Here is a 15021-nt window from a genome sequence, read left to right as displayed (position 1 = left end):
TGCGGGTCTAGAAGCGAGATCCCAGCCTGGAGCCAGGTAAGCTCAATCTTCAAGCATCGTCCCGCCGGAATGGGCGAAAGCAACGCAGGTGAAACGAATCTTCATCAAGTTTGTTATTCGAGCCTGCTTCAAGCACTCACCTGCGCCGCTTCAGACTGGAACAAACGATTGCTGCTGAAAAGGGGCGGTTGTCTGTTACATTACTTTTCAGTGTGGGGATCGAGGCGACGTGCGCGTTGCTCAAGCCTTACAGGTGAGAGTCCCAAGCGGGCATCTTCAGCGGCCCGATCCCTGAGCGGAGCATGAAAACCAGGAGTCTGAATGGTCCAGCCTAAGAGTATCGCCCACACCCGTCGCCACCTGGACCAGCAACGCATCGCAGCCCTCGAAAAACAAGCTTCCTTAAACGCGGTGATCCGCACAATTCCCAAGGCGTGCTTTGAGATCGACGCGCCGCGAGCCTGGAGCCGTGTGGCACTCAACGTCGTGCTGGTGGGCCTCGGATATCTGGCTATCGCCTACGCTCCCTGGTGGCTGTTACCGATCGCCTGGATTTATGCGGGCACGGCCCTCACCGGCTTTTTTGTGCTCGCCCACGACTGTGGCCACCGCAGCTTTTCAACCAGCCGTCGCACCAACGACATCGTCGGTCACGTGCTGCTTTTGCCGCTTCTCTATCCGTTCCACGGCTGGCGGCTCAAGCACAACCAGCACCACACCTACACCAATCAGATCGAGCGGGACAACGCCTGGCGGCCCCTGTCGGTGGCAGAGTACCGTGCCCTCCCGCCTCTAGCCAGAGCTGGTTATCGCTTCGCTCGCGGCTGGGGCTGGTGGTTCGCTTCAGCCGTTCACCAGTTCACCGTTCACTTTCGGCCCTCGCTCTTTCAAGCCAAAGACCAGGCCGATGCTCGCCTGTCGGTGGCAGTCGTCGCCGGCTTTGCCTGCCTGCTCTTTCCGGGGCTCTGGCTTCTGGGCGGCCCCTGGGCGATCGTGAGCTTCTGGCTTATCCCCTGGCTGGTCTACCACTTCTGGATGAGCACCTTTACCCTCGTCCACCACACCCATCCAGACGTTCCTTTTTATCCGGCTGCCCACTGGACACCGGTCACAGCGCAACTCTTTTCGACCGTCCACTGCGCCTACCCGGCCTGGGTCGAATTTCTCTGCCATGACATCAACGTCCACATTCCGCACCACGTCTCGACCGCGATCCCGAGCTACCACCTGCGCCGCGCCCACGCCGCCCTGCGCACCCACTGGTCGGACTACCTGCACGAGACCGAATTTTCCTGGCCGCTGCTGCGCTCGATCGTCCGCGACTGCCACCTGTCCGACGAGACGGGCTACTACGTGCCCTGCCGAAATGTGAAGTGAGTTTGGTGAGCATTGCACCGATAGGCGGCGGAGAATTCGTCCTTTCTGGTTAGCCGCGCAAGTAGGCAGAGCATCTGGGTGTGGCGATTGTTGCTCCTCCGCTTGAGGCAGTTCAGGCGAGCGTACAGCTCCACTTTTTAAGGAGAGGCTTAGGGCTGAATGCCATGCCTACAAAGACAGATAATCACTTGAATGATACGAGTCAATTCGAGCGGGTCTGCAGAAATATCACAGTTATTGCTGATGTCCGTAAGCCACCAAATGAGCGTCGTCGAGGGCAGTTCAAAGCTGGCTGGGAGGACGCGACAACCCGCTATAAATGTTACACAGCACAAACTCTAGAACGGCTAACTTGGCGTAACCTCGGGTATCGGTTTGGTCAACACCTCGGCGAGAGTACGTTTTCAAGAATCAACAATGCCTTTGAATGGTGTTGCTGCCAGTACCCAAACTTAGCACCAAATAAAGCATTGCCCAAAAACACTCTCTCTAAAACGTTGCTTCCAGAAGAGGTACCTGCCGCTGAAGCATTTTGGGAAGGAGCGATAACCAGAATTGCGGTCAATAATTATGAGCGCAATTCAGAGGCCCGCCAGCGATGCATTAAGCACTACGGTACACGCTGTTGCGCTTGTGGGATCGAGCTGAGTAGCGTGTACGGTTCGGTCGCTAAAGGGCTCATTCATGTCCATCACCTGCAACCTCTATCTAGTGTCGGCGCGGAATATGAAGTTGATCCCATTGCCGATCTCAGACCGGTTTGCCCGAACTGTCACGCGGTCATCCATCGTCGCGTACCGCCTTATACGATTGAAGAAATACAATCTTTTCTCGAGTAGATGGCAGTGGCAGCGATTGACCGGTCCCGAGTCTCCCGTTGGGGCTGGTGCATCACGGCACGATTATCGAAATCGAGGCTGAGAGTTACTGCAGATGGGTAGCCGAAAAACACCTGGGAGCCTTGTTGCAGTAATGCAGTGGTAAGCAATGTCTGTCTCTACTCCTGTGCGCTAAGTACAGGGCATTTTCTAGTTGGATGGTGGGGTTGCCGCTCAGTGGATCGGACATCGCCTCGCGGTCTTACCGTCGCTCTGGTCGCCGTCGTTGCCGTCCTAGTCGGGTCGCGCCTGGCGGTGTTAGAGCCGCGCTACATCGAATAGCTCGAATAGCTCGCCTCCCTTGCGGCTGCGCACCGGGCCAATTTCGGACAACAGGGATTGCCAGCCGGTAAGGGCAGGAGCGGTAACAACTTCCAGCCCGAGGTACATCTGGCCGATGCTCCAGTCCTCGAACCAGGGAGAAGCCGGGTTGACCGCTTCCCAGAGCAGGTGGCCTTCCGGTTTGAGGACGCGCCGGATGGCGGTGAGCACCTGCTCGTCGTAGACCTGCGGCAAAAAGAAGCTGAAACCGGCGGCGATCACACAGTCGAACTGCCCGTCGCTGTAGCGGTCCAGGTCGTGGGGAGCGCCCTCCTGCATGTCTTTGAACAATTTAGAGTTGAGCCGGGGAGCGCGGGCGCGCACGGCCCGTACCATCGTTCCGTCCAGGTCCAGTCCCCAGAAGAGCGCCCCCCATTCGACCCACGGATCGGTGAGGAAGCTGGGGCCACAGTTGATATAGAGGCAGCGGTCGTTCTTTTTGGGCTTCACCAGTTGCCAGAAGGGCAGGCCCAGCCGGTCGCGCAATTTGCCTGAGACCACCTCGCGCCAGAAGGGCAGCGCCTGCACCTCGTCCGGAAGAAGCGCCAGGGGGTTGCGTCCGCTGTGCTCGCGCTCGCGGTGTTCGGCGAGGGCCTGGAGCATGGGAGTCCATTCTGCCTGCAATTTGCGCCTCCTTAACCTTCGAGCCGCTGCAACTGCTCACCCAACAGTGCCGATTGCGTCTGCAATTCAGCGAGGCGGGCGCGGCTGTCGGCCACCAGTTCTGCCGGGGCGTTTGCGATGTAGCTCGCGTTATCCAGCCGGGCGGTGAGCACGCTCGCTTCTCTGGCCAATTTTTCGAGCGACTGTTTGAGCTTTGCCGCCAGAGCCGGGACATCCACCAGTCCTTCGAGGGGCAGAAGCACCTGCACGGTGCCGGTGACGCCCGCCGCTACCCGCCCCAGGCTGGCAGGAGCTTGCTCGTCTGTGAGCAGATGTTCGACGCGGGCCAGGTAGCAAATTTCAGAACGGGTCTGCTCGATGGCAGCCCGCTCGGCGGGGTCGCTCGTCACCAGACGCACCTCCGGCACGCTCCGGGCGGGAGGCAGTTGGGCAAAGGCGCGCAGGTTGCGGATCGTGCGCACGAGCTGCTGCATGAGCGTGAAACTGGCAGGAATGTCAAGGAGCAACTCCTCGCCGCTCGGGTACGGTTGCAGGGCAATCGACTGGTTATCTGTGGGTTGGTGCAACAACTGCCAGATCTCCTCGCTGAGGTGGGGCATCCACGGGTGCAACAGTCGCAATATCCGATCGAGGACGCAGGCGAGTACCTGCTGGACGCCCCGGCGGGTCTGCAGGTTCTCCAGGCGGGGCTTGGCCAGCTCCACGTACCAGTCGCAAAAATCGTCCCAGATAAATTCGTACAGTAGTCGCGCCCCTTCGCCCAGGGCGTAGCGATCGAGCATGTCGTTCAGTTGCCGGGCGGTCTCGCTCAAGCGGCCCAAGATCCAGCGGTCCGCCAGGGTGAGGTCGTCCTCAGCCGGTAACTCCAACTGAGCAGGGGTCAATTCGTCCAGGTTCATCAGTACGAAGCGGCTGGCGTTCCAGATCTTGTTGGCGAAGCGGCGGCTGGCATCGACGGCGCTCGATTCGCCGGTCTTGCGGTTGTAATCGAGGCGCACGTCCTGACCGGCTCCGGCCACCTCGCGCACGAGGGTGTAGCGCAGGGCGTCAGTGCCGTACTTGTCGATAAGCGCCAGCGGGTCGATGCCGTTCCCCTTGGTCTTCGACATCTTGGCCCCTTTCTCATCCCGCACCAGGCCGTTGATGTAGACAGTGCCAAAGGGCGTCTGACCCGTGAATTCCCCGGCCAGCATCGTCATGCGCGCCACCCAGAAGAAGATGATGTCAAAACCCGTCGCCATCAACGTGTTCGGGTAGAAGACGCGGAAGTCTTCCGTTTCGGCGGGCCAGCCCAGGGTGGTAAAGGGCCAGAGCCCCGAGCTGAACCAGGTGTCGAGCACGTCCTGGTCGCGCCTGAGTTGCACGTCCGTTCCGTACTGGGCGCGGGCAAGGTCGTAGGCTTCGGCTTCGCCCGTGGCGACGACGAACGCGCCTTCTTGGCCTTCGATGTACCAGGCGGGGATCTGGTGGCCCCACCACAGTTGCCGGGAAATACACCAGGGCCGGATGCGCACCAGCCAGTCGCGGTAGACCTTGCCCCAGCGCTCCGGCACGAAGGCGGGCAGATTGTCGTCGTCGAAGGCGGCGAGCGCCCGTTCAGCCATCTCGGAGACATCGAGGAACCACTGGTCCGAGAGGTAGGGTTCGATGGGTTCGCCCCCCCGCTCCGAATGGGGCACGTTGTGGACGTAATCTTCGGTCCTGACGAGCCAGCCTTCCGCCTCCGCCTGGGCGATTACTTTTTTGCGCACCACGAAGCGGTCCAGCCCGGCGTAGGGACCGGCGTTCTCGTTGTAGGTGCCGTCCGGGTTGAGCAGGTTGATCAGCGGCAGATCGTGGCGGCGGCCAATCTCAAAGTCGTTCGGATCGTGGGCGGGGGTGACTTTGACCGCACCGCTGCCAAATTCGCGCTCTACCGCTGGGTCCGCCACGATCGGGATGCGGCGACCAACAATCGGCAATTCGATCTGCCGTCCGATCAAATGCTTGTAGCGCGGGTCGTCGGGGTGGACAGCCACGGCTGTGTCTCCCAGCATCGTCTCGGGGCGGGTGGTGGCGACGACTAAAAATTCGTCGCTGTCGGCGACCGGGTAGCGCAGATGCCAGAGGTGGCCTTTTATTTCTTTGTCCTCGACTTCCAGATCGGAGACGACGGTCTGGGAAGCGGGCGACCAGTTGACCAGGTACTTGCCCCGGTAGATCCGGCCTTTACGAAATAGATCGACGAACACTTTCACCACCGCCCGGCTGCGTTCCGGATCGAGGGTAAAGCACTCCCGCGTCCAGTCAAGCGACAGCCCGAGGCGCTCAAGCTGGCCTGCAATCTCGCCGTGGGATTTTTCTTTCCACTGCCAGGCGCGCTCTAAGAACGCCGCCCGTCCCAGATCGAAGCGATTTTTGCCTTCCGCACGCAACTGCTTTTCGAGGACTGTGTGTACGGCGATGCTCGCGTGATCCGTGCCTGGAACCCAGAGCGTCTTGTAGCCCTTCATGCGCTTGTAGCGGACGATCACATCCGGCAGGGTAAAGGTGAGGGCGTGGCCCATGTGCAGCGAGCCCGTCACGTTGGGGGGCGGCAAAACGATGCTGAAGGGCTCGCCGGGAGCGTCGGCGTCGGGCGAATAAAAGCCGTGGGACCGCCAGAACCGTTGCCAGTGCGGCTCGGCGGTCGCTGGGTCGTATTGGCTGGGCAGGGTACGGGCCATAGGGGTCGGTTGCTCTGGCGGTGCGGTTTATCTATGGTATCGTCCGGGACGAATGTGCTGAAATAGCGCCGGAAGTGTTGCAGGCAACTTGCAGCGGCGGGCCGACAGTGATTACGGTAGAGACGATCCAGGAGGAATGCCATGCTGGTCGGCCTGCACAACCACACCTGCTTCTCCGATGGGCGCTACAGTCCGGCGGCACTGATCGCCCAGGCAAAGGCGCTCGGTTACGAACGCCTCGCCATGACCGACCACAACTCGGTGGCGGGCTGGCAGAGCCTGGAGGCTCTTCCCGATTGGGTGATTCCTGGCATCGAACTCAGCTGCTTCAGCGACGACGGCACCGAGGTCCATCTGCTGGGTCTGGGGGTGATGCCGGCAGGCAGGCTCCTTGCGCACACCCGCTACTTTCAAGACGAATACAACCGCCTCTGGCAGGAAGGTTTTCTGGGGGCGACCGGCGACGAAAAGCTCGCCACCCTCGCCTTCGACCCGACTACCCGCGAGCAGGCGATCGATTATCTGTGCCAGACGGTGAGTACCCGCCAGGCCGTCAACGCCTGGGCCGCCGCCCACGGTGAGGCGTACCTGGAGCGGCTCAGGCCGCGCATTCCCCACTGGCGCGAGGCGATTGATTGGCTGCGCGAATCGAAAGCCGAAATCGGCCTCGCCCATCCGGGCCGCTACCCGGAACTGCCGGATCTGGAGCCGCTCATCGAGGCGGTCGATGCGATCGAAGTGATCCACCCCGACCATCCCCCCACCGCCCGGCGCTTCTGGGGGCAGCAGGCGCGGGAACGGGGCAAAGCCTGCTGGGGCAGCCACGACTTTCACGGCTGGTCCGGTACACAACAAAATGGCCTCCTCCCGCCCGTCGAGCTTGAATCGGACTGGCTGGCTGCCGGGTCGTGCGTCCGCTGATGCTTGATGCCTAAAACGTCATCGGCACACCGACGCGCAGCAGCAGCAACTTGCCATCGAGTTTGCGCTGCTTGAGTTCACTGGCGAATTGCTCCGGTGTGCCAGTCATCAGCGGCACGAAGGTGCCGTAGTGCATCGGCACGACTTTTGCTGGATCGACTAAGGCGACGGCCTCGGCGGCCCGCGCCGGTCCCATCGTAAAGTGATCGCCGATGCAGGCGAGCATCAGGTCGATCTTGCCGAACTGGGGGACGTAGCGCATGTCGCCGAACAGGTCCGTATCGCCGGTGTGATAGATCGTGGGACCGCCTTTGACGACGATGACGAACCCGGCGGGGGCACCGCCCCAGTGATACTCGTCGTCGCCGGTGGCTCCGATGTCTTTGCCGTTGACGTGGGAGCTATGCACGGCGGGCACGAGGGCCACTTTGACTTCGCCATCGAAAAACGAGAGCACCCCGCCAAAGTTACCGAGCGTCTGGTAGCTCATCTGATCTTTGGGAAAGCCGCCGTAGCGGGCCAGGGCGTTGCCCAGATCGAGGGTGGTGACGAGCTTTGCCCCGGTACGCCTGGCAATCTCGCCCGCCTGGCCGACGTGATCGAAGTGGCCGTGGCTGATCAAGATCAAATCCGCTTTGTCTACCTGGGCGAGGTCGTTCTTGCCGTTTTTGTTGACCGGGTTGAGCAGCCAGGGGTCGATAAAGAGCACATGACCGGCGGGGGTGACGAGCTTAAAGGCGGACTGGCCGTACCAGACAAGCTGGGTCTGCGGCTGGGCAGCGCCGGGACAAATAGCCCAGATAAACAAAAGCAATGCCGCAAAGACCAGAGCCGTTGAGCGTTTCAAAGACGCGACAGAAACCATGGGCACCTCACAGATACCGAACCGGGAAGCCACCTGGGCATTGTACGATTCGCGACCTATCTGTGGCTGACAGTGCTTTTAATCGTTGGTGCGCGTGTAGGACTTGGTCTGCAGAGGCCGGTCGTCGCCAAGGTTGGTCTGCATCACCTCGATGTGATTAAAAAGGGTCGTCACAAACGAGAAGAGCAAAAAAGGCAGCGACACCACCAGAATCAGACCCAGCAACATCACCGAGAGCAAGGGCTGATTGTTCATCGTCGCCAGCGCCACCGCCAGACTGACGAAGATCACCCCCAGCCAGATCACCACCTGCCCGTAGATGTCTCCGTAAGTAAGCGTACATACCAGACGGTATTTTTTTGTAAACTTGTCCAAGCCGTTCATCGTCGCTGCCCTCCGCCCGTGCCTGGCCTTGCCAGCTGGATACGTAAATTGTAGTGAAATTTGAGCAGCCGTTGAGAATTATTGCGATATATTTCAATCGCAGTCGATTGCCTGTCGCTCTTTGTCCTTAGAACGGCAGAGGCGAGTACTGGCGGGTGTGGTGCTGGGCGCGCAGGTACTCGACGAAACTTTGCAGTTCTTCATCGCTCAGCTCGGTGCGGCTGCGCTTGTTGTAAGTGGCGATCAAATAAGCGCGGCCTTCCTTGGGCTCCATCTTGATAGCTGACATCAAGCTGAGCACCTCGCCCATCAATGCCTCGCGATCAAAAGGTTCGTCGTCCGGCTCAAAGCTGATCTCTGCGTCGGTTGGATCGTTTTCGGGTACGAGCGGACCACTGTTGTCAAAAAGGCCACTCCGAGAAGCAGGTTCGACAGCAACTGGGGTGACCTGCGGCGCAGGGGTGGCGGGTTTGAGATCCGGAGCAGTGTCGTGGGGCGAGGAGAGCGCAACCAGATTACGGCTCGGCTCGATACCGGCCAGGGCAAAGACGCGCAGTTGGGCTTCGTCCTCGGCGCGCTCGAGAGCCGAGGGGCGCTCGGCGACGGCGTGGGCCGTAAATTCCTGACCAGCCAGCTGCAGCACCGCCCGTACCACCAGCACATCCTTAAGTACGCTTACCTCGGTGCGCAGGGCGCGCAACTCCAGGGAACGGGCCTTCTCAAGAACGATCTTTAGCGCTGCGTCCATGGCTAATCCGGTAGCTTGACACCAGATGTAGTTTAGCAGAGCCTTCTAAGAAAGCCAGCGGGTAAACTGATTGTGCCATGCGTCCACCAGGGTGAGCGGCGCGAGGGAATGGGTGTCCTTGAGTCGGACCAGAACCTGTGCCCCCAGGGGCGTCAGTCGAAAGCGATCGGTGATCCCCTGGCCGTCCACCTCGCGGCGCACCACCCCTACCTTAAAGAGCCACATCAACTCCGCTTCAACCGCCGCCGCCGACAGTGCCTGCCGCGTGTATCCCAGTTGCAACCCCGAGCGCCCCGCCAGCTCCGCCGCTGCGACACTGCGCTCTGCCATCGGCACCAGCCCCGCAGGCAGGATGGCTCCCAGGCGAATCGCCCGCTCCGCCCGCTCGATCGTCTGTTGCTGAAAATCCATCGACCGCGCCCATTTCTCTGCTATTGTGAAGATATGTTAACAACTGTCATTATAGCAGCGGCCCTCCTCACCTGGGCGATTCACCTTGTCGAGCGCGGCTGGCACCAGCGCGAGGAGGCGCTGATGCTGGCGGGCGGGTTGGTGGTGCTGACGGCAGGAGCGGTATTTTTTGTCTACTTTCTGCTGTCGCGCCTGTTTGGGCTCTAGGGGGCCGGTCGCCCCTCGCTTTTTTGCTGCAGAATCGATGAGTAAAAATTCCTATTAATTCTTGAAGGTTTGTTGCGTTCCCTGTGGTATAGTGATGCCGGATGCCTGTTGTGAAGACAATCTGGGGTTGCTGAACGAAGATGGTGAGCGAGTTGCAGGCCGACGGGTCACAGCCGGGGGCAGCGGAGGATCCATTAGCTGAGTACAAGGCCCTCAAGCGCAGAATTTATCTGACAACGATGGCTATTGCAGCGGCGGCGTTTGCGATTGTTCTTGTCACCTACTCGTTCAACACAGCGCTCAGTTATCTGGTTGGAGCCGCGAGCGGCCTTCTTTATCTGCGGATGCTCGATCGCAGCGTCAGCGGCATCGGTGCTGCGGGTGGCAAGGTGGGTTCCTTTGGCCGCATCGGCGTCTTTGCGGCGGTGATGATCCTGGTGATCAAATCCGGAACCCTGCAGATTCTGCCGGCATTTTTTGGCTTTTTGACGGTCAAGGCGGCGATTTTGTTCGACACGCTGCGCACGCTGTATGGCGAGGGCAACTGGGCCGGCACTCGGAGGATAGGTGGATGAAGTTGGCGCTTGAAACCTTGACACTCGCCGACGTCGAAGTTGGCAAGCATCTTGTCTGGAACCTCGGGCCACTCACGGTTCACGGCGAGACGATGCTCACCACCTGGATCGTGATTGCGGTCCTGCTCGCTGCGACTTTCTTTGGAACGCGCAAGTTGCAGCGGGTGCCGGTGGGTTATCAAAATTTCCTCGAGTACGTCTACGACTTTCTCGCAAGCATCGCCCGCGACCAGATCGGCGAAAAAGAATATCGCAAGTGGCTGCCGCTGGTGGGCACGATCTTCTTGTTTGTCTTTTTGTCGAACTGGCTGGGGCAGTTGCCCCTCAAGCTCGTCCACCTGCCGGAGGGCGAACTGGCATCGCCTACCAACGACATCAACACCACCGTCGGTCTGGCTCTGATCGCCCTGGTAGCCTACCTGTTCGCCGGTATCCGCAAGTCCGGCGTCGGCTACTTCAAGCACTACCTTGAGTCGCCGATTCTGGCGGCTGTCTGGGTACTCGAATTTTTTACCCGGCCCCTCTCGCTCAGCATTCGTCTATTTGGCAACATTCTTGCTGAGGAGCTGGTGGTCGGTGTACTCGTCTTGCTGGTGCCGATTCTGGTACCGGCTCCTCTGATGGTCCTGTTCTTGTTTACAGGCGCTATCCAGGCTCTGGTCTTTGCAACGCTCGCTGCTTCTTATATCGGTGAGGCTGTCGAGGACCATCACGCGGAGCACGAGTAAGGCGTGCCCGTTTTTTACCTTGTTGGACGTTAGATTCTCAGGAGGATCCCAATGAACCCCGCCTCAATTATTGCTGCTGCCTCGGTTATCGGTGCCGGTCTGGCCGTTGGTCTGGCGGCGATCGGCCCCGGCATCGGCCAGGGTATCGCTGCCAGCAAAGCCGCCGAAGGTATTGCCCGCCAGCCCGAGGTCGAAGGCCGCATTCGCGGTACGCTGCTCCTCTCGCTCGCCTTCATGGAAAGCTTGACGATCTATGGTCTACTCATCGCCATCGTCTTGATCTTCGCCAACCCCTTCAAGGGCTGATCTACGCGGCTGAAGGAGTGGGAAGGTGAGTACGCTCTTTGATCCAGGCTGGCTAATCGCCCCTGCCCTGCTGGCGGAGGCTGGCAGCGAAGCAACCTCCGGCGGACTGTTCGACTTTGGTGGCACGCTGCTTTTGCAGATTGTCCAGTTTCTCGTCTTGATGGTGCTGCTCAACGCTTTTTTTTACCGCCCGATCTCGCGGGTGGTCGAGGAGCGCAGCGAGTACATCCGCTCGAACGCCACCAGTGCCCAGCGGCGCTTTGACGAGGCCAAGGCCCTCGCCGAGCAGTACGAGCAGGAGTTGCGCACGGTCCGCCTCGAAGCCCAGCAGGTGATTGCCAAAGCCGAAGCCGAGGCCCAGCAGATCCGCGCCCAGCAGGTGTCCCAGGCCCAGGCCGAAGCGCAATCGCGCATCGACGCTGCCCGCGCTGAGCTTGACAGCCAGAAGCAGCGCGCCCTCTCAAGCCTCGCCTCCGAGGTCGAGGCGATAAGCCGCAGCCTGGGGGACAAGCTCCTGAACGCCACCGGCGGCAGGAGGGGGCTATGAGTCTACTGGCTCCGCTGCTGGCCCAGGTGGAGATTCCCGAGCACCGCTTCGGCCTCAACCTTGACCTGCTCAACACCAACCTCCTCAACATCGTCATCGTCTTTGGCCTCCTGTTCTGGTTAGGCCGGGGCTACCTGGGCCGCATCCTGGGCGAACGGCGCGCTGAGATCGAAAGCAGCATCCGCGAAGTCGAGGACCGGGGCCGTCAGGCCGAGCAGGAACTGGTCGTTGCCCGCAACAACCTCTCGACAGCCCAGGCCCAGGCCCAGCAAATTCTGGCCGAGGCGCGCACCAACGCCGAGCGCGTCCGTACCCAGGTTCTCGATCAGGCCCAGGCTGACATTGCCCGCATCCGCGACAGCATCGAGCAGGATCTCCAGAGCGAGCAGCAGCGCGCCCTGGCCCAGGTGCGCCTGCAGGTGATCCGCGACGCCCTCTCAAGGCTGCAGCAGCGCCTGCCGGGCGAACTCGACGAGCAGACCCAGCGCCGCCTGCTCGATCAAAGCATCCAGCTACTCGATTAAGCCATGCAAAAAGATTCCGAACAGATTGCCCTGCGCTACGCCGAGGCGCTCAAGGATCTGGGCCTCTCCGAGGAGGGACTGCTCGACGAGTTCGGCAGGACCACCGAGGCTCTTCTTGAGGTGCTGGACGCCAACCCCGAACTGGAGCGGTTGCTCGCGACGCCCCTGGTGTCGCTCGCCGACAAAAAGCGCGTCCTCGCCCAGATCTTCGAGGGCAAGGTCCATCCCTACGTGCTCAACTTTTTGCAGTTGCTGGTCGATAGGCGGCGGATCGGCTTCTTGCGCCCCATCTGCAACCAGTTCCAGATTTTGTTGCGCAAGCTCCAGCAGGTCACCCTGGCTGAGGTGATCTCAGCCGTTCCCTTGAGCCAAGAGCAACAGGAGGCGCTGCTTGCGCGCATCCAGACCCGCACCAGCGCCCGGCGCGTCGAATTGCGCACGCGCATCAACCCGGAGTTGCTCGGTGGCATGATTATTAAGATCGGCGATGAAATCATCGACGCCAGCCTGCGCGGCCAGTTGCGCAAGCTCACCCTGCAGCTCACACTTTCTTGAAGAAGAGGTAGCCGTCAATGGTATTCAGCATTCGACCGGACGAGATCAGCTCCGTCATCCGCGATCAAATCCAGAAGTACAACAACGAATTGCAGGTCAGCAACGTCGGCACCGTCCTGCAGGTAGGAGACGGCATCGCCCGCGTCTATGGCCTCGAAAAGTGCGCCGCTTCCGAGTTGCTCGAATTTGAGGACGGCACGATCGGCATCGCCCTCAACCTCGAAGAGGACAACGTCGGCGCGGTACTGATGGGCGAGGGTGTCCATATTCAAGAAGGCTCCACCGTGCGCGCCACGGGCCGCATCGCCCAGATTCCGGTGGGACCGGCCTTTTTGGGCCGTGTCGTCGATGCCCTTGCCCGGCCCATCGACGGCAAGGGCGACATCAGCGCCGCCGATACGCGATTGCTCGAATCGCCCGCTCCCGGCATCATCAAGCGCAAGTCGGTCTATGAACCCCTCGCCACCGGCATCACTGCCATCGACGCGATGATTCCGATTGGCCGGGGCCAGCGCGAGCTGATTATCGGCGACCGCCAGACCGGCAAGACGACGATCGCGGTCGATACCATCCTTAATCAGAAGGGCAAGGGCGTCATCTGCGTCTACGTCGCCATCGGTCAAAAAGCCTCCACCGTCGCCCAGATCGTCGAAGTTTTGCGCTCGCGCGGTGCCCTCGAATACACGATCATCGTCGCCGCCAACGCCAACGACCCGGCGGCCCTCCAGTACCTCGCCCCCTACACCGGCTGTACTCTGGGTGAGTACGCGATGTACAACGGCATCGACCTGCCGGGCTACAACCAAAAAGTCAACTCTGCCCTGCTGGTCTACGACGACCTCTCCAAGCAGGCAGTCGCCTACCGGCAGATGTCGCTATTGTTGCGCCGTCCCCCTGGCCGCGAAGCCTATCCGGGCGATGTCTTCTACCTGCACTCGCGCCTGCTCGAACGCGCCGCCAAGCTCAGTCCCGACTTAGGCGAAGGTTCGCTCACGGCTTTGCCCATCATCGAAACCCAGGCAGGCGATGTGTCGGCCTACATCCCGACCAACGTCATCTCGATCACCGACGGCCAGATCTTCCTCGACTCGGGCCTCTTTAACTCGGGCCTGCGCCCGGCGATCGATGCCGGTATCTCCGTCTCCCGCGTCGGCAGCGCCGCCCAGACCAAGGCGATGAAAAAAGTGGCCGGCAAGCTCAAGCTCGAACTCGCCCAGTTCGCCGAACTCGAAGCCTTCAGCCAGTTCGCCTCGGACCTTGACAAGGCGACCCAGGCCCAGCTTGCCCGTGGCCAGCGCCTGCGCGAGATCCTCAAGCAGCCCCAGTACTCGCCGCTTCTGGTGGCCCAGCAGGTGGCGATCATCTACGCTGCCACCAGCGGCTACCTCGACGATATCGCCGTCAAGGACATCGGGCCTTTTAAGGCACAGTTTCTCGCTTACCTCGACAAGAGTGCCCCCGACTACGGCAGCGAAGTCGGCAACAGCCAGCAGCTCACCGACAAGGCGGTCGAGATCCTCAAAAAAGCGATCGCCGACTTCAAGAGCACCTTCAAGAAGTCAGCCTGACGCCTCTAGCAGGGGCATTGCCCAGAAGGGTAATGCCCCAAGCTCCGAATTTGGAAGCTACTGTAGACGGTTCTACCTACGCAAAGCGCTGGCCGAGTTTGATCGGGTCGTGGACGGTAATCCGTTTTTTGCTGATCGAGATCAATTTTTTCTTGCGCAGATCCCCCAGCAGCCGGGTGATCGTCACCCGCGTCGAACCGATCGCTTCGGCGATCGCCTGGTGCGAGAGTCTGAGGTCGATCGTCACACCGTCTTTGGTCGGCAGACCAAAGTCGCGGCAGAGAATGAGCAGGAAGCTTTCGAGGCGCGAACCCATGTCGCGGTGGGCGAGGGTTTCGATCATCATCTCGGTCTGGAGAATGCGCGAAGCCAGACCCTGGAAGAGCAACTTTGAAATATCCGGATCTTCGAGGATGATCCGCTCCATCTGCTCGACGCCGACGGCAATCAGGTCCACCGGTGTAAAGGCAACGGCGTGGTAAAAGCGATCGGAGCGGTGGCCCGTGATCAGTGAAAGAACACCGAAAACACTATTTTCGCGCAGCAGGGCAACGGTGATCTCCTCGCCGTGCTCGTAGACGCGCGAGAGCTTGACCGCACCGCGCTTGAGAAAGTAGACGCGCACCGCCGGATCGCCGGGAAAAAAGATCGTCTTGCCCCGATCGTAGTGTTCGACAACCGGCGGAAATTGACCGCCATTTTCTGCCTGGCGAAACAAACTGGCGAACGGGTCGTCCCAATTCACGGTGGACTCTCCAGCAGCAGTAAAAGTTTCTC

Annotated in this window: 18 protein-coding genes; 11 read left to right on the top strand and 7 right to left on the bottom strand. The window is 60.6% G+C overall.

Annotation, left to right across the window (positions count from 1 at the left end):
* Positions 1-321: 321 nt before the first annotated feature.
* Complete coding sequence (locus GKIL_RS10940; RefSeq protein ID WP_023173650.1) at positions 322-1377, top strand: fatty acid desaturase; 1056 nt, start codon at positions 322-324, stop codon at positions 1375-1377.
* A gap of 80 nt (positions 1378-1457) precedes the next feature.
* Positions 1458-2216, top strand: coding sequence for an HNH endonuclease (locus GKIL_RS24755; protein WP_223173827.1), 759 nt, complete (start codon positions 1458-1460; stop codon positions 2214-2216).
* A gap of 297 nt (positions 2217-2513) precedes the next feature.
* On the opposite strand, the gene GKIL_RS10935 is transcribed toward GKIL_RS24755, so the two are convergent.
* Both GKIL_RS10935 and GKIL_RS10930 read right to left on the bottom strand, forming a co-directional pair.
* Positions 2514-3179 carry a class I SAM-dependent methyltransferase gene (locus tag GKIL_RS10935; protein ID WP_023173648.1) on the bottom strand — a complete coding sequence of 222 codons (666 nt, stop codon included), beginning with the start codon at positions 3177-3179 and terminating at the stop codon, positions 2514-2516.
* 32 nt (positions 3180-3211) lie between these two features.
* Complete coding sequence (locus GKIL_RS10930; protein WP_023173647.1) at positions 3212-5905, bottom strand: valine--tRNA ligase; 2694 nt, start codon at positions 5903-5905, stop codon at positions 3212-3214.
* 141 nt (positions 5906-6046) lie between these two features.
* Here GKIL_RS10930 and GKIL_RS10925 point away from each other — a divergent pair, with 141 nt between their 5' ends.
* Complete coding sequence (locus GKIL_RS10925; protein ID WP_023173646.1) at positions 6047-6826, top strand: PHP domain-containing protein; 780 nt, start codon at positions 6047-6049, stop codon at positions 6824-6826.
* Between the two features lie 10 nt (positions 6827-6836).
* Here GKIL_RS10925 and GKIL_RS10920 read toward each other — a convergent pair whose 3' ends face one another.
* The 4 genes from GKIL_RS10920 to GKIL_RS24750 form a co-directional block, all read right to left on the bottom strand.
* Positions 6837-7691, bottom strand: a complete 855-nt coding sequence (locus tag GKIL_RS10920) for a metal-dependent hydrolase (protein ID WP_023173645.1) — start codon at positions 7689-7691, stop codon at positions 6837-6839.
* Positions 7692-7769: 78 nt separating this feature from the next.
* Positions 7770-8075 (bottom strand): hypothetical protein, encoded by a 306-nt coding sequence (locus tag GKIL_RS10915; protein WP_023173644.1) that lies wholly within the window; start codon positions 8073-8075, stop codon positions 7770-7772.
* A gap of 127 nt (positions 8076-8202) precedes the next feature.
* Positions 8203-8823: a hypothetical protein gene (locus GKIL_RS10910; protein WP_023173643.1), complete on the bottom strand. Its 621-nt coding sequence runs from the start codon at positions 8821-8823 to the stop codon at positions 8203-8205.
* 45 nt (positions 8824-8868) lie between these two features.
* Positions 8869-9234 carry an Npun_F0494 family protein gene (locus GKIL_RS24750; RefSeq protein ID WP_023173642.1) on the bottom strand — a complete coding sequence of 122 codons (366 nt, stop codon included), beginning with the start codon at positions 9232-9234 and terminating at the stop codon, positions 8869-8871.
* Between the two features lie 33 nt (positions 9235-9267).
* Between GKIL_RS24750 and GKIL_RS24745 the strand changes: the two genes are divergently transcribed.
* The 8 genes from GKIL_RS24745 (at position 9268) to atpA (ending at position 14244) form a co-directional block, all read left to right on the top strand.
* Positions 9268-9441, top strand: a complete 174-nt coding sequence (locus GKIL_RS24745; RefSeq protein ID WP_023173641.1) for a hypothetical protein — start codon at positions 9268-9270, stop codon at positions 9439-9441.
* Between the two features lie 140 nt (positions 9442-9581).
* Complete coding sequence (locus GKIL_RS10900; protein WP_023173639.1) at positions 9582-10016, top strand: ATP synthase subunit I; 435 nt, start codon at positions 9582-9584, stop codon at positions 10014-10016.
* A complete protein-coding gene (gene atpB / locus GKIL_RS10895) occupies positions 10013-10744 on the top strand; it encodes a F0F1 ATP synthase subunit A (RefSeq protein ID WP_023173638.1) in 732 nt (243 codons plus the stop codon). Before GKIL_RS10900 ends, atpB begins: the two co-directional genes overlap by 4 nt.
* A gap of 51 nt (positions 10745-10795) precedes the next feature.
* A complete protein-coding gene (gene atpE / locus GKIL_RS10890; protein WP_023173637.1) occupies positions 10796-11050 on the top strand; it encodes an ATP synthase F0 subunit C in 255 nt (84 codons plus the stop codon).
* 25 nt (positions 11051-11075) lie between these two features.
* Entirely contained in the window at positions 11076-11597 is a 522-nt protein-coding gene (locus GKIL_RS10885) for a F0F1 ATP synthase subunit B' (RefSeq protein WP_023173636.1), read from the top strand.
* On the top strand, positions 11594-12121 hold the full coding sequence (locus GKIL_RS10880; protein WP_023173635.1) for a F0F1 ATP synthase subunit B: 528 nt from the start codon (positions 11594-11596) through the stop codon (positions 12119-12121). The genes GKIL_RS10885 and GKIL_RS10880 overlap by 4 nt, the downstream gene beginning before the upstream one ends.
* A gap of 3 nt (positions 12122-12124) precedes the next feature.
* Positions 12125-12676, top strand: coding sequence for an ATP synthase F1 subunit delta (gene atpH / locus GKIL_RS10875; RefSeq protein WP_023173634.1), 552 nt, complete (start codon positions 12125-12127; stop codon positions 12674-12676).
* Positions 12677-12693: 17 nt separating this feature from the next.
* Positions 12694-14244 (top strand): F0F1 ATP synthase subunit alpha, encoded by a 1551-nt coding sequence (atpA, locus tag GKIL_RS10870; RefSeq protein WP_023173633.1) that lies wholly within the window; start codon positions 12694-12696, stop codon positions 14242-14244.
* A 76-nt stretch (positions 14245-14320) separates the two neighbouring features.
* Here atpA and ntcA read toward each other — a convergent pair whose 3' ends face one another.
* The gene (gene ntcA, locus GKIL_RS10865; RefSeq protein WP_023173632.1) at positions 14321-14989 is read right to left on the bottom strand and encodes a global nitrogen regulator NtcA; all 669 of its coding nucleotides are present in this window, start codon (positions 14987-14989) and stop codon (positions 14321-14323) included.
* Between the last annotated feature and the right edge of the window lie 32 nt (positions 14990-15021).

This window comes from Gloeobacter kilaueensis JS1, from assembly GCF_000484535.1.
Lineage (GTDB): Bacteria > Cyanobacteriota > Cyanobacteriia > Gloeobacterales > Gloeobacteraceae > Gloeobacter > Gloeobacter kilaueensis.
This window is presented reverse-complemented; position numbering and strand designations above follow the sequence as displayed.